The organism is Rhodococcus indonesiensis (assembly GCF_047782815.1).
Taxonomy (GTDB): Bacteria; Actinomycetota; Actinomycetes; order Mycobacteriales; family Mycobacteriaceae; genus Rhodococcus; species Rhodococcus indonesiensis.
The window spans coordinates 196514-215771 of record NZ_CP180630.1 but is presented as its reverse complement, the minus strand read 5'-3'; the positions used below and the strand labels follow the sequence as shown (position 1 = coordinate 215771).

Genomic DNA, 19258 nt, shown 5'->3' with positions numbered 1-19258 from the left:
ATCGTCCGCGACGATCAGCGGGGGGCCATGCGGATCGCGCCGTCGAGGCGGATGACCTCGCCGTTGAGCATCGGGTTGGAGACGATGTGCGCGGCCAGGGCACCGTACTCGGACGGGTCGCCGAGGCGGGCCGGGTGCGGGACCTGCTGGCCGAGGGACTTCTGGGCCTCCTCCGGCAGCGACCCGAGCAGCGGGGTCTTGAACAGGCCCGGCGCGATGGTGACGACGCGGATGAGCAGCGACGCGAGGTCGCGGGCGATCGGCAGGGTCATGCCGACGACACCGCCCTTGGATGCCGAGTAGGCGGCCTGCCCGATTTGACCGTCGAACGCGGCGACGGACGCGGTATTGATGATGACGCCGCGCTCGCCGTCGACGGGCTCGGTCTTCGCGATGCGCTCGGCGGCCAGGCGGATGACGTTGAACGTGCCGAAGAGGTTGACGTCCACGACCTTCTTGAACGCGTCGAGCGGGAAGGCGCCCTTCTTGCTCACGGTCTTGACGGCGTTGCCGATGCCGGCGCAGTTGACCGCCACCCGCAGCGGGCCGAGCGATTCGGCCAGGTCGAGGGCCTCGGTGACGGCGGCCTCGTCGGTGACGTCGGCGGCGGCGAAGCGGACGCGGTCGCCGAGTTCCTTGGCGACGGTCTCACCGTTGGAGGAGGGCAGGTCGATGATGACGACCTGGGCGCCGTCGGCGAGCAGGGCCTTGACGGTCGCGAGGCCGAGGCCGGAGGCGCCACCGGTGACGACGGCGACGCTGTCGTTGACGATCATGTGGTGGGGATCCTTTCGAGTGTGGTTGTCGGTCAGAGGCGTTCGATGACGGTGGCGTTGGCCATGCCGGCGCCCTCGCACATGGTCTGCAGGCCGTAGCGGCCGCCGGTGGCCTCGAGGTGGTTCACCAGCGTGGTCAGCAGGCGGGTGCCGGACGAGCCGAGGGCGTGGCCGAGGGCGATGGCGCCGCCGCGCGGGTTGAGCTTGGCCGGGTCGGCGCCGAACTCGTGTGCCCACATCAGCGGCACCGGGGCGAACGCCTCGTTGACCTCGTAGGCGTCGATGTCGTCGATGCTCAGCCCGGACTTGGCGAGGATCTTGCGGGTGGCCGGGATCGGCGCGGTGAGCATGAACAGCGGGTCGTCGCCGGCGACGGCGAACGAGTGGAACCGGGCCCGCGGGGTCAGGCCCAGCTTGTTCGCCATCTCCTCGCTCATGATCAGTGCCGCGGAGGCACCGTCGGTCAGCGGCGACGAGTTACCCGGGGTGATGAGCCACTGCGCCTCGGGGAAGCGCTGGGCGTACGCCTCGGTGTAGAACGACGGCTTCAGTCCGGCCAGGCCTTCGACGGTGGTCGCGGCGCGCACCGTCTCGTCGACGGTGTGCCGGACCTGCTCGCCGGCGGCGTCGGTGACCGTGATCGGGACGATCTCGCGGTCGAAGAACCCGGCGGCGATCGCCTCGGCGGCGCGCTGGTGCGACTGCGCCGAGAACGCGTCGAGCGCCTCGCGGTCGAACTTCCACTTCGCGGCGATCAGTTCGGCGGAGATGCCCTGGTTGACCAAGCCCTCCGGGTAGCGGGCGGCGATGCCCGGGCCGGAGGCGTCCTGGCCCATCGACGAGGTGCCCATCGGCACGCGGCTCATCGACTCGACACCGCACGCGATGACGATGTCGTAGGCGCCGGCGATGACGCCCTGCGCGGCGAAGTGCGCGGCCTGCTGGCTCGAGCCGCACTGGCGGTCGATGGTGGTGGCCGGCACCGACTCGGGGAACCCGGCCGACAGCAGCGCGGTGCGGGAGATGTTCAGGGACTGTTCGCCGGCCTGGTTGACGCAGCCGCCGATGACGTCGTCGACCAGCGCGGGGTCGAGGTCGTTGCGGGCGGTGATCTCCCGCAGGACGTGGGCGAGCAGTTCGACGGGATGCGTGCCGGACAGGGCGCCGCCGGGCTTGCCCTTGCCGACCGCGGTGCGGACCACGTCGACGATGACAGCGTTGGTCATGAGGAGTTCCTTTCGAGAGTTGGAGCGGCCCGGGGCCCCGGAGGGGTCGAGGTGACTGCCCCGAAGGGGATCGGCGAGACCCCGGGCCGAGATCAGGGGATCAGCGACCCGTCCAGACGGGGGCCCGTTTCTGCGCGAACGCGGTCGGGCCTTCCTTGGCGTCCTCGCTGGTGAACACCACCTTCAGCGCGGCGGCGTTGGCGTCCCAGACGCCCTGCTCCCAGTCGTCGCCGTGCGCGGTGCGGTGGATCATCGCCTTCGATTCGCGCACCGACAGCGGCGCGTTCGCGGCGATCGTCTCGGCGAGCTCGAGCGCCACCTCGAGCGCGGTCCCCGCGGGGGCGACCCGGTTGACCAGGCCCAGTTCCCTGCCCTGGGCGGCGGAGATCGGCTCGCCGGTCAGCGCGATCTCGAGGGCGATCTTGCGCGGGATCTGCTGCTGCAGGCGGATGACCCCGCCCGCCGCGGCGAACAGGCCCCGCTTGACCTCGGGCAGGCCGAGCTCGGCGTCCTCGTCGACGACCGCGAGGTCGGACGCGAGCACCAGCTCGGTGCCGCCGCCGAGGGCGAAGCCGTTGACCGCGGCGATGGTCGGCTTGCTGATCCAGTGCTGGACGTAGCCGGCGAAGCCCCATTCGGGATGCCCGTCGGCGGCGATGCTCCCGCCGGTGGCGAGGACCTTGAGGTCGGCGCCCGCGCAGAACGCCCGGCCGGCACCGGTGAGGACCACCACGCGCACCTGCTCGTCCGCTTCGGCCTGCTCGAGCAGCGTGCCGACCGCTGTCGAGAGCGCCGCGTTCACGGCGTTGAGCGCCTTCGGACGGTTGAGCGTAATGACGGCGACGTTGCCGCGCCGCTCGTACAGCGCGGCGGCTTCGGTGACGGTGGACTCGTCGGCCATGGGGCTCCTCCCGGAAACAGTCAGGTCTACTTATCGATCGCTAAATCACTATCACGGATCGATCGATCGGTCAACGATTTCCTCGAGCTAGCGTCCGATCAGGACGTTCTGGTATGGATGAGCGGTACGCGATCACCGGGCCGCGGAGCACCGAAACCCGCTCGGCCACAAGGACGGCAGGAGAGCCCATGCAGGCCGTGCAGCTGACCGACAGAACCGGGCCCGACGGCGTGCGGCTCGTGGACCTCCCCGAAACCGACCCACAGGGCAGTGTCCTCGTCGATCTCCACGCCGCCGGCGTCTCGTTTCCGGACCTGTTGCAGACCACCGCCGGCTACCAGGTCGTCCGCCCCCTGCCGTGTGTACTCGGCGTCGAAGGGGCCGGCGTCGTGCGCTCCGCCCCGGAAGGCAGCGGCCTGACACCGGGGCAGCGCGTCGCCGTGCTCGCCGCCGCGGGCGCGTGGCAGCAGACCGTCGCGGTGGCCCCGGAATCGGTGTTCCCACTTCCCGATTCGGTGTCCCTGACCGCCGGCGCCGGGTTCCTCATGAACTACCTCACCGTCCACTTCGCGCTGGACGAACGGGCCCGATACCGCGCCGGCGAGACGGTGCTCGTGCACGGCGCCGCGGGCGGTGTCGGCGTCGCCGCCCTGCACGTCGCGGCCGCCCTCGGCCTCGAGACCGTCGCGGTGGTCAGTACCGCGGAGAAGGCGGCGGTCGCGAAGGCCAACCGCGCCACCCACACCGTCCTCGCGGACGGCTTCAAGGGCCGGGTCCTCGAACTCACGGGCGGCCGCGGGGTCGACATCGTCCTCGACCCCGTCGGCGGGGACCGGTTCACCGACAGCCTGCGCAGCCTGGCACCGAACGGACGCCTGGTGGTCCTCGGCTTCACGGGTGGTGAGATCCCCACCGTCAAGGTCAACCGCCTGCTGCTCAACAACATCTCGGTCCTCGGCGCCGGCTGGGGCGAGTACGTGCGCACCTTCCCCGACTACACCGCCCGCCAATGGGCGCAGCTCGAACCGCTGCTGCGCTCCGGGGCCCTGCAGGTCCCCGAACCCACCGTCCACCCCATGGCGCACGCCGCCGAGGCACTGCGGTCGCTCGCCGACCGGACCGCGACCGGCAAAGTCGCCCTGAGCCTGCGCCCCTGATCGTCCCGAGCACCCGACCCCCGGAGGACCCTATGACCATCGACCCGATCGGTGTCGACGTGACCGTCGGCGACGGCATCCTGCGCATCACCCTCGACCGGCCCGCCCGGATGAACGCCGTCACCACCGCCACCCTCGAGGCCGTCGCCGACGCCTTCGAGAAGTACGCCGGCGACGACGCCGTGCGCGTCGCGGTCCTCACCGGCGCCGGCCGCGCGTTCTGCACCGGCGCCGACCTCGCCGGCAAGGACCTGTCCGCGCCGCCGTCGGCCGAGACCATCGACGCGGCCAACCGCACCGTCGCCGCGATCCGCGCCTTCCCCCGGCCGGTCGTCGGCGCCGTCAACGGTCCCGCTGCCGGCGTCGGTGTGTCCCTCGCCCTGGGCTGCGATCTCACCGTCGCGGCGGAGTCGTCCTACCTGCTGCTCGCCTTCACCCGGATCGGCCTCATGCCCGACGGCGGTGCGACGGCACTCGTCGCCGCGTCGATCGGCCGGGCCCGGGCGCTGAAGATGGCGCTGCTCGCCGAACGGCTGCCCGCGAGCGAGGCTCTGGCGGCCGGGCTGATCGCCGAGGTGTACCCCGACGACGGCTTCGCGGCCGCCGTCGACGCGCTCGCTGTCCGGCTCGCCGCCGGCCCCGTCGAGGCCTTCCGTTCCACCAAGGACGCGATCAACGACGCGACCCTCGGCGAGCTCGACAACGCGTTCGGCCGCGAACGGGCCGGCCAGCTCGAGCTGCTGGCGTCCGCGGACTTCCACGAGGGCGTGCGCGCGTTCCAGGAGAAGCGGACGGCGGTGTTCGGGCGGAGCTGAGCCCGCCTGTCAGGACGTCGAGGCAGGGGTGGCGCCGACCGTCTTGAGGGCGATCGCGACGTACTTGCGCGCCACCTCCTCCGGAGTCAGGGAGCCCTCGCGGTGATACCACCGCGGGATGGACTGGCACATGCCCAGCAACGCGCGGGTGGTCTCGGCCGGGTCGTCGACGTCGAACACCCCGCGCCGGGTCCCGTCCTCGACGATCTCGAGGACGAGCTTCTCGATCTCCTTGCGCACCGCGCGGTAACGCTGCCGGTTCTCGGGACTGAGGTAGCGCACCTCGCCCTCGAGTGCGGCCAGCCGGGGACGGTTCGTCATGCGCAGCACGATGGCCTCGACGGCGTTGGCGAGCCGCTGCACCGGGTCGTCGCCGCCGTCGGCGTCCGCGGCGTAGGCGCGCGCCATCACGTCACTGGTCGAGAGCTCGAGCAGCGCGATGAGCAGGCCTTCCTTGTTCTCGTGGTGGTAGTACAGGGCAGGCACGGTGACGCCCACCCGGCGGGCGATCTCCCGTACCGAGGTGCCGTGGAACCCGGTCTCGTAGAACGCATCGAGCGCCGCGGAGAGGATGGGGGTCAGCTCCATCGGCTCGAGACGTCGCCAGTCCGGCCCAGCGACACCGTCCGCGACGGTGCCGTCGGTGGAAGTTCCCATGTGCCGTACCCAACCTATCGATCGCTACATTCGGACGGCTCGAGGATACCCGTGCGCCGGCAGCACGCGGGACGCCTCCGCGCCCGGACGCTCCCGGGTGCGGACGGCCGGGCGCGAACTCAGCCCATCGGATCGTCGGCGCCGGCGCGTCCGGTGTCGTGGAACGGCCCATGGAAGGTGCCCCAGCGCACGCACTCCCAGCCGCCACCCGGCCGCGGGACCAGCTCGACGCTCTCGGTGTTGGCGAGGTGGTTGCCGGTCGCGAAGCTGCCCGGCACCCGGCCGAGGTGGGCGGCGACGAGGCGGATGGCGGCACCGTGGCTGACCACCACGACGCTCCCCGAACCGTTGTCGAGATAGTCGGCCCGCACCGACTCGACCACCGGCAGGTAGCGATCCAGGACGTCCATGCCCGATTCGCCGCCCGGCACCCGGTCGCGCAGGTCGCCGGTGTGCCAGGCCTCGTACACCTTCATGAACAGCGTGTGGGATTCCTCGTCGCTGCGGTCCTCGAGCTCCCCGGCCTGCACCTCATGCAGACCTTCGCGGACGACGGTGGGCACCCCCGCGGCGAGTTCGACGTGCTCGGCGGTCTGCCGGGCGCGCAGGGCCTGCGAGGCGAACAGGGCTGTCGGCGGCTGCTCCGCGAACCCCCGCCCGAGGGTGCGGGCCTGCGCGACGCCGAGTTCGGTCAGTTCGGCGCCCGGCAGCTTGGTGTCGAGGCGACGCGCGACGTTCGCCACCGTCTGTCCGTGCCGGACCAGGATCAATCGGCCGCTCAACGCTCTTCCTCCCCGCGCCGCAGCCGTTGCAGCCACTGCGCATCCTCTTCGTCCGACACCGGGGCCACACCGTGCTGGGACACCGCCGCCCAGGAACCGAGGAACCGCACCTGCGCGAAGCGGTGCAGCGCCTTGAGCGCCTCGGCGACGAGTGCGTCGTCGATGTGGCCGACACAATCCAAGTGGAAAAAGTAGGTCCCGTATTCCTGACGGGTGGGGCGGGACTCGATGCGAGTGAGGTCGATGCCGCGGGTGGCGAACTCGGTCATGGCCCGCACGAGGGAGCCCGGTTCGTTCGGCAGCTGCAGGATCACCGAGGTGCGGTCGACGCCGGTACGGGCCGGGGTGGCGGCGGGCCGGGTGGCCAGCACGAAGCGGGTGCGGGCGCCGGCGTGATCGGCGACGCCGTCGGCGAGGACCGGCAGGCCGAGTCGCTGCCCGGCCAGCGCGGTGGACACGCCCGCGTCGGCCTTGCCGGCCGCGACGTCCTCGGCGGCCCCGGCATTGGACGAGGCGGCCACCACCTCGGCGTGCGGCATGTGCTCGGCGATCCACTGGCGCACCTGCGCGGCGGCCACCGGGTAGGCGTGCACGGTGCGGGCGTCGCCGAGCGTGACGCCGGGCCGGCCCACGATCGTGAAGGCCACGTCCAGCTCGGTCTCGGCCACGATCTGCAGGCGCGGGCCCACCGCGAGGGCGTCCATCGTGGGGGGCACGGAACCCTCCACCGAGCTCTCGATCGGCACCACGGCGGCGTCGACCGCGCCGTCGCGCACGAGTTGCAGCGCCGCGGGCGGGCTGGCGGCCGACACCCGCTCGACCGGACCGTCGAAGGTTCCGGCGTCCTCGAACCGGGCGAGGGCCATCTCCGTGAAGGTTCCGGTGGGACCGAAGTAGGCGATGCGTGGCACGCCTAGAAGGGTACGCACCGAATTCGTCCGGACCCTGTCGTCGCGGCAAACGGAATCATCGCGGCGGCAGGCCGAGGCCGGCAAGGTCCCGCGCGACGGCCGCCGGGTCGTCGACCTCGACGGCGAGCAGGATCTCGCGCACCGCGGCCGCGGCCTCGGGAATCAGGCCGGTCAGCCGGGCGGGGTCGGGTGCGGCGAGCGCGGCGCGCACGTCGTCGCCGCGCAGGGCGGCGACGGTGGCGGCGAGCAGGGCGAGCACCTCGCCGGCGTCGCGAGCACGCGCGGCGAAGCCGGTGCCGGCATGGGCGAGGACGGACAGGAAGTCGGCGATCTCGCCGGCGTCGCGTCCGGCGGGCAGACCGGGGCTGTGCCCGGCGCCGACGAGAGCGCGGGCCGTCTCGGGCAGGTCACCGGTGTCGACGTAGACGGTCAGGGGAGCGGGGACGGCGATCGCGAGCGCCTCGGCGAGCTCCGCCGCGGGGCATTCGAGCTGGTAGCGGACCGGGGCGGGGTGCAGGCCGGACAGGTGCTCGGCGTCGGGCGCGACGTCGAGTTCACCGACGATCCGCAGCGCGGCGGCCTCCCCGGGAGCCTCGGTCAGCGCGGACACCGGCACCACGGGGTCGCCGATCGCGGCGTGGTCGGGGGCGTCGAGGGCATCGGCGAGGGTCGGGTGCCGACGAGTGAGCAGGGCGGTGAGCAGGCCGCGGGGCTCCTCGCGGGACGGCGGCATTCCGAGCGTGAGCGGGATGGGCACCTCACCAGGTTAGTCGCCGGGGTGTTGCGACCCCGGTCACCATGACTTAGGTTTGCCTCACCTACTATTCGAGGAGGTTCCGATGCCGGCCACCACCGCACTCCCCGCGCCTTCCACTGCCGAGACCGTCCGCACCGCCGTGGTCCGTGCCGACTCGGCCGTGCTCGCCACCGACGGAGCCGCGCCCGTGACCACGGTGCTGCACCACCTGCACAGCGACGGCGACCTGTTCGTCGTCGTCCCCGACGACTGCGCTGCCGTCGCGCTGACCTGGCAGCGGGGTGCCGCGGGTCTGCACGCCGTGCTGGAACTGACCGACCATTCGCCGCTGCGCCTGCGCAACCCCGTCCGCTCGCTCATCTGGCTCCGCGGCACCGCTCACACCGTCCCCGAGCCCCGGCAGCTCGCCGCCGACATCGCCGCGATCCTCCCGCACCCCGCGCTGCTCGACGTCGGGCACCGCGCCGAACTGCTGCGCCTGCGGCTCACCTCCGTCGTCGCCGCCGACACCACCGGCGCCGAGGCCGTGGAGGTCGCCGATGTCCTCGCCGCCACCCCGGACCCGTTCGCCGCCGTCGAGTCCGCCTGGCTCGAGCACCTCGAGCAGGACCACAGCGACCTCGTCCACCGCATCGCCCGGCACATCCCCGCCGCCGACCGGCGTGGCCGCATCCGGCCCCTCGGCCTGGACCGCTACGGCCTGCGCCTGCGTCTCGAGTCCGGTCACGGCGACCACGACGTGCGAATTCCGTTCCCCGAACCCGTCGCCGACGCCGACTCCCTCGGTCGCGCCCTGCGCCGCCTCGTGGGCTGCCCCTTCGCCAACGGACTGCGCGCCCGGCACTGATCTTCCCGCCCGCTTCGGCGGTATCCTCGAGTCAGCAGTGCGTCGCATGTCGAAAGCCGCAAACCATGGCCGATTTCGATCCGGAAGCCACCCGCCCCGCGGGACAGGGGATCGCGGCCGAACTCGCCGCGGCGGGATTCGACGACGCCCTCGTCGTCGGCCGCGGCGGCTTCGGAGTGGTCTATCGATGCCGGCAACGCTCCCTCGGACGCACCGTCGCGATCAAGGTGCTCTCCTCCGACCTCGACGCCGAGAACCGCGAACGGTTCCTGCGCGAGGGGTTCGCGATGGGTGGACTGTCCGGCCACCCGAACATCGTCAACATCCTCCAGGTGGGCGTCACCTCCACCGGCAGGCCCTACATCGTGATGCCGTATCACCCCAACGACTCGCTGGCGGTGCGGGTCCGCCGCGACGGGCCGATGCCGTGGTGGGACGTCGTCCGCGTCGGGGTCAAACTCGCCGGCGCCCTCGAGACCGCTCACCGCGCCGGCACCCTGCACCGCGACGTCAAGCCCGCCAACATCCTCGTCACCGAGTACGGCGAGCCACAGCTCACCGACTTCGGCATCGCCCGCATCGCCGGCGGTTTCGAAACCGCCACCGGCGCGTTCACCGGATCGCTCGCGTTCACCGCCCCCGAGGTGCTCGAGGGCAAGCCGCCCACCCCCGCCTCGGACATCTACGGCCTCGGCGCCGCCCTGTTCGCCCTCATCACCGGCCGCGCCGCGTTCGAGCGACGCACGGGTGAGGAGATCATCGCCCAGTTCCTGCGCATCACCAGCCAGCCCATCCCGGATCTGCGCCCCCACGGCATCCCCGACGACGTGTGCACCGCCATCGAGCACGCCATGTCGGTGGATCCGGCCCGGCGGCCCGCCACGGCCGCCGACTTCGGCCGGGAGCTGCAGCAGATCCAGGCCCGGCACGGCCGCCACGTCGACGACATGGCCCTGCCGGGCGAGTCGCGGTTCCACGACCAGCCGACGGGCCGGCACCCCCTCGCCGGACCCCACCCAGCCGGGCCTGGCAGTACCGGGCCCGGCACAGCCGCGCCTGCCACGGTCACCGCGGTCTCCGCCGGGTCCACCCCACCGCGCCCGAACGGTCCACCACCGTCCTCCGGCCCCCCGCCCTCCTCCGGTCCCCCGCCCACATCCGGGTCGCGGCCGCCGTCCGGTCCACCCCGTCCGGGCGAGTCCCCCGTGCGACGGACCGTGCGTCTACCGGCTCTCCTCGCCGTGCTCGCCGTCGCGCTGCTCGCCGTCGCGGCCACGGCGGTCTACGTGGCGACCCGGCAGGCCGGCGACGCCGGGACCGCCGCGGCCGGTGAGACCACCGAGGTCGCCCCGACCGCCGAGTGGCGACCGCTGCGCGACGCGCCCACCGCCCGCCAGCAGACCGCCGCCACCGTCGCCGACGGCACCGTGTGGGTGTTCGGCGGCCTGGACGACTCCGGGGCGTCGCCCGCCCACGAGGGCTACGACCCGGCCATCGACACCTGGAAGGCCGGACCGGACCTGCCGATCCCGCTCAACCACGCGATGGCCGTCACATGGGACGGCGTGCCCGTCGTCCTCGGCGGCTGGATCCCGGACGGACCGGACCTCACCGCCACCCCGTCGAACCGGGTCTTCGCCGTCCGCAACGGCGAATGGGTGGAGATGCCGCCGATGCCCCGCGCCCGTGCCGCCGGGGCCGCCGTCACCATCGGGGACAAGATCTACGTCTTCGGCGGTCAGGCCGACGACACCCTGATCCGGCCCACCGACGTGTTCGACGGCACCGCCTGGAGCACGGTCGCCGACATCCCCACCCCACGCGAGCACCTCGCGGCCGCGACCGACGGCACCTACGCCTACGCGCTCGGCGGCCGGGACCTGTCCGCGGACAAGAACGTCGCCACCGTCGAACGCTTCGACCCGACAACCGGATCGTGGACCGCCCTGCCCGACATGCCCACCCCGCGCGGCGGGCTCGGCGCCACCTACATCGACGGCCGCATCGTCGCCGCCGGCGGCGAGGAACCCACCCGCGTCCTCGCCGACGTCGAGGCGTTCGACCTGACCACCGGGACGTGGTCCGAGCTACCGGATCTGCGGACGCCGCGGCACGGGCTGGCACTCGGTGCGGTCGGCGACACCGTCTACGCCATCGACGGCGCCACCGAACCCACCCACGCCGAGTCGACCTCCGTCACCGAGGCGCTGCAGATCCCGCCGCGCCGCGTCCAGCCCGGCCCGGCGTGGCGGCAGCTGCGCGACGCCCCCACCGCCCGCCAGCAGACCGCGTCCGCCGTCGCCGACGGCACCGTGTGGGTCCTCGGCGGTCTCGACAACAACGGATCCACGGCCCGGGTGGAGGGCTACGACCCGGCCATCGACACCTGGAAGGTGGGACCCGACCTCCCCCTTCCGCTCAACCACGCGATGGCCGTCGAATACGCGGACGAACTGGTGGTGCTCGGCGGATGGGTGCCCGAGGGCGCCGATCTCACCGCCCAGCCGTCCGATCGGGTGTTCGCGCTGCGCGGCGGCGAGTGGACCGAACTGCCCGCCATGCCGCAGGCGCGGGCCGCCGGGGCCGCCGTCACCATCGGGGACAGGATCTACGTGTTCGGCGGACAGGCCGACGACACCCTCCTCACCACCACCGACGTGTTCGACGGCACCAGCTGGAGCACCGTCGCGGACCTGCCCACCCCACGCGAGCATCTCGCCGCCACCACCGACGGCACGTACGCCTACGCGGTGGGCGGCCGGGACCTGTCCGCCGACAAGAACGTCGCCACCGTCGAGCGGTACGACCCCGGCACCGACACCTGGACCGCCCTGCCCGACATGCCTACCCCGCGCGGCGGGCTCGGCGTCACCCATCTCGACGGCCGCATCGTCGCCGCCGGGGGCGAGGAACCCACCCGCGTCCTCGCCGACGTCGAAGCGTTCGACCTGACCACCGGCACCTGGTCCGAGCTGCCGCCGATGGGCGTCGCCCGGCACGGACTCGTCGTCGCGACCGTCGGCACCACCGTCTACGCCGTCGACGGTGCGCAGCGGCCCACCCACGCCCAGTCCACCGCGCTCGCGGAAGCCCTCGACTTCTGGTGACAGGCCGCTCCGCGGCCCGTGTGTCCTTCGGGCTGCGGTGGCAGCCCGAACGACACACCGCCTCCACGGCTGCGTGCCCGCGCTCCGCGGATCAAGGCTTCGGCGTGGCGGAACGCGCCCGCCACCAGCCCACCGCACCCGTGACGAGCAGCGCCCCCACGAGCGAGCCGATGATCCCGCTCGGCCGTAGCGACAGTCCGTCGCCGGCCAGAAGACTGACGAGCAGCCCGCCGACGAACGACCCGGCGAGCCCGGCAGCGAAGGCGAGGGGCCAATTGATCCCTCCCGTCGACCTGCCCAGCAGCAACTGGGCCGCGGCGCCGACGACCATCCCGAACACGAGGATTCCGATGAGCAACATGGCGACAGCATAGACGCCGACTCCGAATTCGAATGATTATCGGAGCGAACGTCTTTCGTCATTCTCGCGGCTGCGGGGGTCCCGGCCGTCGGGCTGTCCGCCCGGGAGCGGGAGATACTCGCCTACCTCCGCACAGCGAGGACAGCGGAGGAGATCGCCCCGCTCGATCTCCCGCAAGCCGGGCCTCGACTCCCGCCGGGACGCGATCAGGAGGTGAGCGGTCCGCGGCGACCCGGCACAATCGCGACCGTGACGATCCGCACCTGGTTGACCCCGCCCCCGCGCCGACCGGCCGAACCCCTCGACCCGTCGGACCGGCGCGCGTTGTGGATCGAGATCACCATCGTCCTGCTCGTCACGTTCGGCCTGAGCGGCCTGTCGTCGATGCTGTCGCTGCTCGAGTCGGCGCTGGCGCCGGCGCCGCTGTCCGACCAGACCGTCGCGCTGAACGTTCCCCGCTCGTCGCAGCAGTTCATCGACCTGGCCCGGCAGTTGCTCGGCATCGTGCGGCTGCTGGCGTGGGCGGCGCTGGGCGTGTACCTGCTCTGGCGCAGCGGCATCGGCCCCAGGGCGATCGGTTTCGCCCGCGACCAGTTCCGGCGTGGCCTGCTGCCGGGAGTGGGACTCGCCGCGCTCATCGGGATCCCCGGCCTCGGCCTGTACCTGGCGGCGCGCGCGGTGGGGCTCAACCTCACCGTCGCACCCAGCACCCTCGAGGACTACTGGTGGCGGCTGCCGGCGCTGGTGCTGTGGGCGATCGCCAACTCCGCCGCCGAGGAGGTCCTCGTCGTCGCGTATCTGATCACCCGGCTGCGGCAGCTCGGCTGGTCGGAGAACTCGTCCCTGCTCGCGTCGGCGCTGCTGCGCGGCAGCTACCACCTGTACCAAGGGGTCGGAGGCGGGATCGGCAACGTCGTGATGGGCCTGGTGTTCGGCCGGTACTGGCAGCGCACGTCGCAGTTGTGGCCGCTGGTGGTGGCGCACGCCCTGATCGACAGCGTCGCATTTGTCGGTTACCAGGCACTTCGCGGGCACGTGTCCTGGCTGCCCTGACCCGGCCTGCGTACATTGGGAGGTCGTGAACGGCGACCATCCCGACCCTCGACCCCGGCCGCCGCGGCAGCCTCCGCAGATGCCGCCGCCGCGCCGACCGGCACCGATGGACCGGCCCCCACCGCCGGAGGGACCGCAGATCATCCGCCGCGACGGACGTCCCCCCGGCCCGCAGCAGGCCTGGTCGCAGGCGCCCACCCCGCAGTACCGGCCGCCGGCGCCCCCGCCGCGGCAGCAGCGGCCGACGCCACCACCACCGCCGCCACCGCCGAGGCAACAGCGCGACTGGGCGCCCACCCAGACTCCCGAGCGGTACGACGAGCCGCGCCGCGCAGCGCCGCCCCCACCGTCGGCGCCCCCACCGCGGCGCCGGCCCGCCCCGCCCGCGCCCGAACCGGCCCCGCGCCGCCGGCCCGGCGTCGCCCGTCGCGTCGTGCGCCGTGCCGCGATCGTCGTGCTCGTGCTGATCGCCCTCGTCGGCGCCGGTGCCGTCTACCTCGACGGCAAGCTCACCCGCGTCGAGGCGCTCGCCGACTACCCGGACCGCATCGGCGACACCCCGGGGACCAACTGGCTGCTGGTGGGCTCGGACAGTCGCACCGGCCTCAGCGCGGAGCAGGAGCAGGAACTCGCGACGGGCGGGGAGACCGGCCCGGACCGCACCGACACCGTCATCCTGATCCATGTGCCCAGCGGTGGCGGGCCCACCACGATGGTGTCCCTCCCCCGCGATTCGTACGTCCCGGTCCCCGGTCACGGCCAGGACAAGCTGAACGCGTCGTTCGCGCTGGGTGGCCCGTCGCTGCTGGTGCAGACCGTCGAGGGCGCCACCGGGGTGCACATCGACCACTACGCCGAGATCGGGTTCGGGGGCTTCGCCTCGATCGTCGACGACCTCGGCGGTGTGGACGTGTGCCTGCCGCAGGCCATCGACGATCCGCTGGCGGGAATCTCCCTGCCGGCGGGATGCCAGGAACTCACCGGTCCGCAAGCCCTCGGCTTCGTGCGTACCCGCGCGACGGCGCTGGCCGATCTCGACCGGATGAACAACCAGCGGTTGTTCATGTCCGCCCTGCTCAGCAAGGCCACCGGTCTCAGCACGCTGCTGAACCCGGTCCGGATGTGGTCGCTGGCCTCCGGGGTCGCCGGTTCCCTGCGGGTCGACGAGGGCGACCACATGTGGCACCTGGCCCGGCTCGGGTGGGCGATGCGGGGCGAGACGGTGACCGCCACCGTCCCGGTCGGCGGCTTCGAGGACGTCTCCGGGATCGGCAACGTGCTCGTGTGGGATCGGTCGCGAGCCGTCCCGTTCTTCGACGCCCTGGCCCGGGACGAGCAGATCTCACCGGAGTTGCTGACGCCGCCGTCGTGACCCGCGCCGGCCGGGTCGCTGCCGCGGCGCCCCTCGCCGAGCGAAGGTATCGCTCATCTCCGTAGACCGACGGAACGGCACGTTCGCTCGGCGGTGGGCGGGCGCCGGAACTCGCTCAGCGCAGAGTGACCTGACGGCTGCGCAGGCCGTCGCGCGAGCGCCGTTCGGCGCCGGTGAGCGGCGCGTCCACGGCCAGCGCCTCGTCGAGCCGGGCGCCGAACTCGGCGGTGGGTGCGACCCACTCGTCCGGGTGCCGCTCCGGATCGAGATCGAACACCGGCACGAGCAGCCCGTGGGTGCGGAACGACCCGGCGAACCGGGAACCGTCCCCCAGGTGCAGCCCGCCCGCGGCGTGAACCCGCGAGAGCGCGGCCATCAGCGCGTCCTCGTCCTCCGGTCGCACCCAGCGCAGGTGCGCCTTCTCCCCGGCGTCGACCCACCACGCGGCGACGAGTCCTTCGCCCTCGAGCCGCGCGGACGGCATGATCGCATCGTTGGCGTGCCGGACGGTGTTCGCGACGTCGGGCGAGACCTCGACGCCCTCGGGGATCCACCAGTCGAAATCCCGGTACACGGTGATCTCCGGGACGACGTCGACGTCGATCAGGTCGTGCAGGCGCGGCCGATCCGGTCCGGGTTCGGCAACGGCGAGGGACGACCCGGCGTCCGCCTCCTGGGCCCATGCGAGCGCGGCGCCGAGTTCGGCGGCCGGATCGGGGCCGGCGGCAGCGAGCTGCAGCCCGATGTACGCGGCGGTCTCGTCCCCTTCCTCGCGGACGAGAGCGGCGACGGCGCCGGGCAGCACCGTGGCCGCCCGGACGACCCGGCCCGGGGTTGTCGTCGGCAACGGGAACACCGCCGACGGCACGAATTCGCGCAGGGCCACCAGGTCGCATTCGAGGGCGAGACCCTCGAACGGCCGGGTGACCGTGGCGGCCTCCGCCTCGCGGGCGAGCCGCCGCTGCTCGAGCTTCGCGGCGCGGTTGCCGCCGGGCTTGGGTCCGCTGTTTCTCTTACTCTTCTTGGCCACGGCGCAAAACTACACGCCGCGGGAAGCGCCGAGCAGAAGCTTGGTGCGCCCCGGATGGTTGGTGGCCACCCAGCCGACGCCCAGGTCGCGGCACAGGTCGACGTCGGCGGGATCGTCGACGGTCCAGCAGTAGGTGGCGCGGCCCGCGGCAGCCGCCTTGTCGACGAGTTCGGGATGCTGACGCAGCGTGAAGATCGACGGGCCGATCGCGGTGGCACCGACGGTGGTGGCGGCACTGCCGCCGAGATAGCGCGACGTCTCGCCGAGCAGCACCGTCGGCAGCAGCGGTGCGGACCTGCGCACCCGCCACACCGCGGCCGCGGAGAACGACATCACGACCACGCGGGAGAAGTCCGCGGAGGCGGGGGTCGCGAGCCGGAAGCGGGCCAGCTCGGCGAGGAGTTTCGCCTCCACGAGACCGCCGTAGCGCACGGGATGTTTGGTCTCGACGAACAGCTTGACGGGCCGGCTGGTCCAATCGAGCGTCAGCTCGATCAGCTGCCGCAGCGTCAGCAGCCGCGCCGGCTCGCCGGGGGTGCCGTAGTCGAGTTCCTCGAGCTGGGCGAGGGTCATCTCGCTCACCATGCCGCTGCCGGTGGAGGTCCGGTCGACGGTGCGGTCGTGGATGCACACCAGATGCCCGTCGCGGGTCAGCCGTACGTCGCACTCGAGGCCGTCGGCGCCTTCCTGCAGCGCCAGTTCGTAGGCGGCGAGGGTGTGCTCGGCCTTGGCGGCAGACGCGCCCCGGTGTGCGACGACGCGCGGTTCCCGGCCCGCGCTCACGAGGCCGGCACCTCGTCGGTGCGAGCGCCGACCGGTTCGATCGGAGCGATGGGCTCGTACTTCGGGCCGGTCGCCACGGTGCGCCGGGGCAGGCGACGAGGACGGCCGCGCAGATCGTGGTCGTCGAACAGCCGCACGACGTGCAGGGCCGCGACGGCGACGACCGCGGCGAGGGCCGCGGTCACGGCGGCGAGCAGCACGCCGTCGGCCTGCGCCTGCAGGGCGTCCCGCTGCCGCCACAACACGTTGACGACGAACAGCACGCCGCCGAGCACCCACAGCACCCACCACGTACGCACGGCTCGTCGCAGCCGCGGGTCGTCGGGCCCGGTGACCTCGGTGAGAAAGACGCCGGGCAGCGCGAGGTTCACTCCGGGCACGAGGCAGCCGAGCAGCAGCGACAGCCGGCTGCGCGGGTCGGCGAGCCCGCGGGCGGCGAACAGTCGTCGCCGCACCCGGATCAGGCGCAGCGTCGCCGCGACACCCGCGGCGAGGGCGACGGCGGGTCCGCACAGCTGGGTGGCCCACACCAGGGCGTCGGAGGCGGCGAGAGCGAGGGGGTCGACGAGGCGCGTGCGGTTGTACAGCAGCAGCCCGTACCGGACGGCCTCGGCGACGGCGGCGAGGCCGAACACGACGGCCGCGCCCGCGAGGAGCGTCGGGGCGAGGTCGGCGAGGGTCTCCTCCCGCGACGGCTCCGCCGGTTCGTCGACCGGACGCGGGTCGGCAAGGCCCCAGCGCGGCACCTCGCGGTAGTGCGGGGTCGGTCCCGCGGACCGGCGCCGGGGCCGGTGGCCGTCCGCGGCGGACCGGGTCTGCGGCGGCCGTGCGACCCAGCGGAAGTTGCGGCGCCCCGGCGGCACGGGGGCGGCGGTGTCGTCGGGCGACAGCAACAGGCCGCGGCAGCCCGGGCACCACTGCCGGGGCTGCCAGGACACGGGCCAGCGGTGCCCGCAGCGGACGCAGATCTGGTAGGCAGCCATCAATAGATCTTCGCCGGGGTGCCGCCGTCGGCGGTGAGGGGTAGTCCGTTCTGCTGCCAGGACACCATTCCGCCGTGGACCTGAATCGCTTCGTAGCCGACGTGGGCCAGGTATTCGACGACGGCGAGGGAGCGTCCGCCCTGCCGGCACACGACGTACACCTCGGCGTCGATGTCGATCTCGTCGAGGCGGGCGGGAACGTCGCTCATGGGGATGTGCAGGGCCCCGGGCGCATGCCCGAGATCCCATTCGTCGGTTTCGCGTACGTCGAGCAGTACGACCTCGGGGCCGATCGGCGGCACGTCCGAGACGTTGACGGTGGGCACGTCGGAGAAGCTCACATCGTCAATACTGGCACGCCGCTGGGGCGTATGCAGCGAGCACAGGCATCCCGCGCGGCCCCGTAGAAACTGGAACCCGTCCGATTCGCCGGGTCCCGGGCGTCGCGTGAAATCGCCTCCGCGCGGGAGTTATCCACAGTTTCCACAGCTTCATCCACAGAAGGCACAGTTTCCACAGCGGCACATCGCCTCACTCCGGGAACATTTCAGCGGTGAGACGTTGGCATACCCACGTCATCCATTGCCCCACAGACATCTTCTGCACCACCACGCACAGCAGCGCGAAGATCGACCGCGTCGTCCGCTTCCCCGGCGGATCCGCCCGTGCGGCGAAAGGGCCTCGGCGACGAAACGTCGGGATCGGTTGCGCCCGAGGAGTGCGGCCGACTCCCGTACGGGTCCGTTCCGCCGAGAACGCCGGTGCGACGCAGACCCACATCGTCTTGGTCGAACTGAAATGATCGACGGCATGGAACTACGGATCTTCACCGAACCTCAGCAGGGTGCCACCTACGAGGACCTGCTCGCCGTCGCGCAGACGGCCGAGCGGCTCGGCTACGGCGCCTTCTTCCGTTCCGACCACTACCTCGCGATGAACTCCGCCGGCCTGCCCGGTCCGACCGATGCCTGGATCACGCTGGCCGGCCTGGCGCGGGAGACCTCCACGATCCGGTTGGGCACGCTGGTGACCTCCGCGACCTTCCGCCATCCTGGCCCCCTCGCGATCTCCGTCGCGCAGGTCGACGCCATGAGCGGCGGCCGGGTCGACTTCGGACTGGGCGCAGGCTGGTACGAGGAGGAGCACCTCGCCTACGGGATCCCGTTCCCTTCGCTCGGGGAGCGCTTCGACAAGCTGGAGGAGTCCCTGGCCGTGATCACCGGCCTGTGGCAGACGCCCGTGGGTGAGACCTTCTCGTACGAGGGAGCGCACCACCGCATCGTCGATTCGCCGGCGCTGCCCAAGCCGCACCAGCGTTCCGGTCCGCCGATCGTGATCGGTGGTGGCGGTAAGCGCCGCACCCCGGCCCTCGCCGCGCGGTACGCGGACGAATTCAACATCCCGTTCCAGTCGTCGGAGGCGACCGCGGCCCAGTTCGCGCGCGTGCAGGAGGCGTGCCGCGCGGCCGACCGCGATCCCGCCGAACTGACGTACTCCAACGCGCTCGTGCTGTGCTGCGGTCGCGACGAGGCAGAGATCGCCCGCCGCGCCGCCCGGATCGGACGCGAGGTGGACGAGCTGCGGGAGAACGGCCTCGCCGGCACACCCGCCGAGGTGATCGACAAGATCGGCCGCTACGCCGAGGCCGGGTCGCAGCGCATCTACCTGCAGGTGCTGGACCTGGCCGACCTCGACCACCTCGAACTGGTGGCGCGGGAGGTCATGCCGGAGGTGTGACGA

The 19258-nt window shown here is 72.6% G+C and carries 19 protein-coding genes; 7 read left to right on the top strand and 12 right to left on the bottom strand.

The genetic code is table 11. The annotated features are described in order from the left end of the window. Window positions 1–14: 14 nt before the first annotated feature. The 3 genes from ACM26Y_RS00995 to ACM26Y_RS00985 form a co-directional block, all read right to left on the bottom strand. Window positions 15–776 (bottom strand): 3-hydroxyacyl-CoA dehydrogenase, encoded by a 762-nt coding sequence (locus ACM26Y_RS00995; protein ID WP_003939419.1) that lies wholly within the window; start codon window positions 774–776, stop codon window positions 15–17. A gap of 32 nt (window positions 777–808) precedes the next feature. Further along, entirely contained in the window at window positions 809–2002 is a 1194-nt protein-coding gene (locus ACM26Y_RS00990) for a thiolase family protein (protein ID WP_416062420.1), read from the bottom strand. Between the two features lie 100 nt (window positions 2003–2102). Then, the gene (locus ACM26Y_RS00985) at window positions 2103–2903 is read right to left on the bottom strand and encodes a crotonase/enoyl-CoA hydratase family protein (protein WP_003939417.1); all 801 of its coding nucleotides are present in this window, start codon (window positions 2901–2903) and stop codon (window positions 2103–2105) included. Between the two features lie 188 nt (window positions 2904–3091). Between ACM26Y_RS00985 and ACM26Y_RS00980 the strand changes: the two genes are divergently transcribed. Both ACM26Y_RS00980 and ACM26Y_RS00975 read left to right on the top strand, forming a co-directional pair. After that, window positions 3092–4060: an NADPH:quinone oxidoreductase family protein gene (locus ACM26Y_RS00980; protein ID WP_416062419.1), complete on the top strand. Its 969-nt coding sequence runs from the start codon at window positions 3092–3094 to the stop codon at window positions 4058–4060. Between the two features lie 32 nt (window positions 4061–4092). Further along, complete coding sequence (locus ACM26Y_RS00975) at window positions 4093–4875, top strand: enoyl-CoA hydratase (RefSeq protein WP_289381935.1); 783 nt, start codon at window positions 4093–4095, stop codon at window positions 4873–4875. A 9-nt stretch (window positions 4876–4884) separates the two neighbouring features. Here the strand turns inward: ACM26Y_RS00975 and ACM26Y_RS00970 are convergent, their stop codons facing one another. The 4 genes from ACM26Y_RS00970 to ACM26Y_RS00955 form a co-directional block, all read right to left on the bottom strand. Continuing rightward, on the bottom strand, window positions 4885–5532 hold the full coding sequence (locus tag ACM26Y_RS00970; RefSeq protein WP_054373410.1) for a TetR/AcrR family transcriptional regulator: 648 nt from the start codon (window positions 5530–5532) through the stop codon (window positions 4885–4887). Window positions 5533–5651: 119 nt separating this feature from the next. Beyond that, window positions 5652–6314 (bottom strand): histidine phosphatase family protein, encoded by a 663-nt coding sequence (locus ACM26Y_RS00965; protein ID WP_416062418.1) that lies wholly within the window; start codon window positions 6312–6314, stop codon window positions 5652–5654. Beyond that, a complete protein-coding gene (pheA, locus tag ACM26Y_RS00960; protein WP_416062417.1) occupies window positions 6311–7225 on the bottom strand; it encodes a prephenate dehydratase in 915 nt (304 codons plus the stop codon). The genes ACM26Y_RS00965 and pheA overlap by 4 nt, the downstream gene beginning before the upstream one ends. Before the next feature lie 55 nt (window positions 7226–7280). Further along, window positions 7281–7982: a hypothetical protein gene (locus tag ACM26Y_RS00955; protein ID WP_416062416.1), complete on the bottom strand. Its 702-nt coding sequence runs from the start codon at window positions 7980–7982 to the stop codon at window positions 7281–7283. An 82-nt stretch (window positions 7983–8064) separates the two neighbouring features. Here ACM26Y_RS00955 and ACM26Y_RS00950 point away from each other — a divergent pair, with 82 nt between their 5' ends. Both ACM26Y_RS00950 and ACM26Y_RS00945 read left to right on the top strand, forming a co-directional pair. Beyond that, complete coding sequence (locus ACM26Y_RS00950; protein ID WP_416062415.1) at window positions 8065–8829, top strand: DUF2470 domain-containing protein; 765 nt, start codon at window positions 8065–8067, stop codon at window positions 8827–8829. A gap of 65 nt (window positions 8830–8894) precedes the next feature. Then, window positions 8895–11936 carry a kelch repeat-containing protein gene (locus ACM26Y_RS00945; RefSeq protein WP_416062414.1) on the top strand — a complete coding sequence of 1014 codons (3042 nt, stop codon included), beginning with the start codon at window positions 8895–8897 and terminating at the stop codon, window positions 11934–11936. Window positions 11937–12027: 91 nt separating this feature from the next. On the opposite strand, the gene ACM26Y_RS00940 is transcribed toward ACM26Y_RS00945, so the two are convergent. After that, complete coding sequence (locus ACM26Y_RS00940) at window positions 12028–12297, bottom strand: GlsB/YeaQ/YmgE family stress response membrane protein (RefSeq protein ID WP_003939408.1); 270 nt, start codon at window positions 12295–12297, stop codon at window positions 12028–12030. Between the two features lie 249 nt (window positions 12298–12546). Here ACM26Y_RS00940 and ACM26Y_RS00935 point away from each other — a divergent pair, with 249 nt between their 5' ends. Further along, window positions 12547–13350, top strand: coding sequence for a CPBP family intramembrane glutamic endopeptidase (locus ACM26Y_RS00935; protein ID WP_003939407.1), 804 nt, complete (start codon window positions 12547–12549; stop codon window positions 13348–13350). Window positions 13351–13429: 79 nt separating this feature from the next. Continuing rightward, complete coding sequence (locus ACM26Y_RS00930; RefSeq protein WP_235157835.1) at window positions 13430–14722, top strand: LCP family protein; 1293 nt, start codon at window positions 13430–13432, stop codon at window positions 14720–14722. 115 nt (window positions 14723–14837) lie between these two features. Here ACM26Y_RS00930 and ACM26Y_RS00925 read toward each other — a convergent pair whose 3' ends face one another. From ACM26Y_RS00925 to ACM26Y_RS00910, 4 genes are read right to left on the bottom strand one after another with little or no spacing between them, the layout of a single operon-like run. Further along, the gene (locus ACM26Y_RS00925; protein WP_416062413.1) at window positions 14838–15752 is read right to left on the bottom strand and encodes a DUF5926 family protein; all 915 of its coding nucleotides are present in this window, start codon (window positions 15750–15752) and stop codon (window positions 14838–14840) included. A 9-nt stretch (window positions 15753–15761) separates the two neighbouring features. After that, on the bottom strand, window positions 15762–16535 hold the full coding sequence (locus ACM26Y_RS00920) for a glycerophosphodiester phosphodiesterase (RefSeq protein WP_416062412.1): 774 nt from the start codon (window positions 16533–16535) through the stop codon (window positions 15762–15764). Further along, window positions 16532–17518 carry a DUF4328 domain-containing protein gene (locus ACM26Y_RS00915; RefSeq protein ID WP_416062411.1) on the bottom strand — a complete coding sequence of 329 codons (987 nt, stop codon included), beginning with the start codon at window positions 17516–17518 and terminating at the stop codon, window positions 16532–16534. The genes ACM26Y_RS00920 and ACM26Y_RS00915 overlap by 4 nt, the downstream gene beginning before the upstream one ends. Next, on the bottom strand, window positions 17518–17859 hold the full coding sequence (locus ACM26Y_RS00910) for a rhodanese-like domain-containing protein (RefSeq protein WP_081005179.1): 342 nt from the start codon (window positions 17857–17859) through the stop codon (window positions 17518–17520). The genes ACM26Y_RS00915 and ACM26Y_RS00910 overlap by 1 nt, the downstream gene beginning before the upstream one ends. Window positions 17860–18328: 469 nt before the next feature. Between ACM26Y_RS00910 and ACM26Y_RS00905 the strand changes: the two genes are divergently transcribed. Next, complete coding sequence (locus ACM26Y_RS00905; protein WP_003939401.1) at window positions 18329–19255, top strand: LLM class F420-dependent oxidoreductase; 927 nt, start codon at window positions 18329–18331, stop codon at window positions 19253–19255. Window positions 19256–19258: the final 3 nt, after the last annotated feature.

Excerpts from the sequence above, each read along its gene's own strand:
- ACM26Y_RS00970 (WP_054373410.1), bottom strand. The coding sequence starts at position 5,532 with ATGGGAACTTCCACCGACGGCACCGTCGCGGACGGTGTCGCTGGGCCG.
- ACM26Y_RS00980 (WP_416062419.1), top strand. The coding sequence starts at position 3,092 with ATGCAGGCCGTGCAGCTGACCGACAGAACCGGGCCCGACGGCGTGCGG.
- ACM26Y_RS00915 (WP_416062411.1), bottom strand. The coding sequence starts at position 17,518 with ATGGCTGCCTACCAGATCTGCGTCCGCTGCGGGCACCGCTGGCCCGTG.
- ACM26Y_RS00995 (WP_003939419.1), bottom strand. The coding sequence starts at position 776 with ATGATCGTCAACGACAGCGTCGCCGTCGTCACCGGTGGCGCCTCCGGC.
- ACM26Y_RS00945 (WP_416062414.1), top strand. The coding sequence starts at position 8,895 with ATGGCCGATTTCGATCCGGAAGCCACCCGCCCCGCGGGACAGGGGATC.
- ACM26Y_RS00940 (WP_003939408.1), bottom strand. The coding sequence starts at position 12,297 with ATGTTGCTCATCGGAATCCTCGTGTTCGGGATGGTCGTCGGCGCCGCG.
- ACM26Y_RS00975 (WP_289381935.1), top strand. The coding sequence starts at position 4,093 with ATGACCATCGACCCGATCGGTGTCGACGTGACCGTCGGCGACGGCATC.
- ACM26Y_RS00950 (WP_416062415.1), top strand. The coding sequence starts at position 8,065 with ATGCCGGCCACCACCGCACTCCCCGCGCCTTCCACTGCCGAGACCGTC.
- ACM26Y_RS00930 (WP_235157835.1), top strand. The coding sequence starts at position 13,430 with ATGCCGCCGCCGCGCCGACCGGCACCGATGGACCGGCCCCCACCGCCG.
- ACM26Y_RS00990 (WP_416062420.1), bottom strand. The coding sequence starts at position 2,002 with ATGACCAACGCTGTCATCGTCGACGTGGTCCGCACCGCGGTCGGCAAG.
- ACM26Y_RS00985 (WP_003939417.1), bottom strand. The coding sequence starts at position 2,903 with ATGGCCGACGAGTCCACCGTCACCGAAGCCGCCGCGCTGTACGAGCGG.
- ACM26Y_RS00905 (WP_003939401.1), top strand. The coding sequence starts at position 18,329 with ATGGAACTACGGATCTTCACCGAACCTCAGCAGGGTGCCACCTACGAG.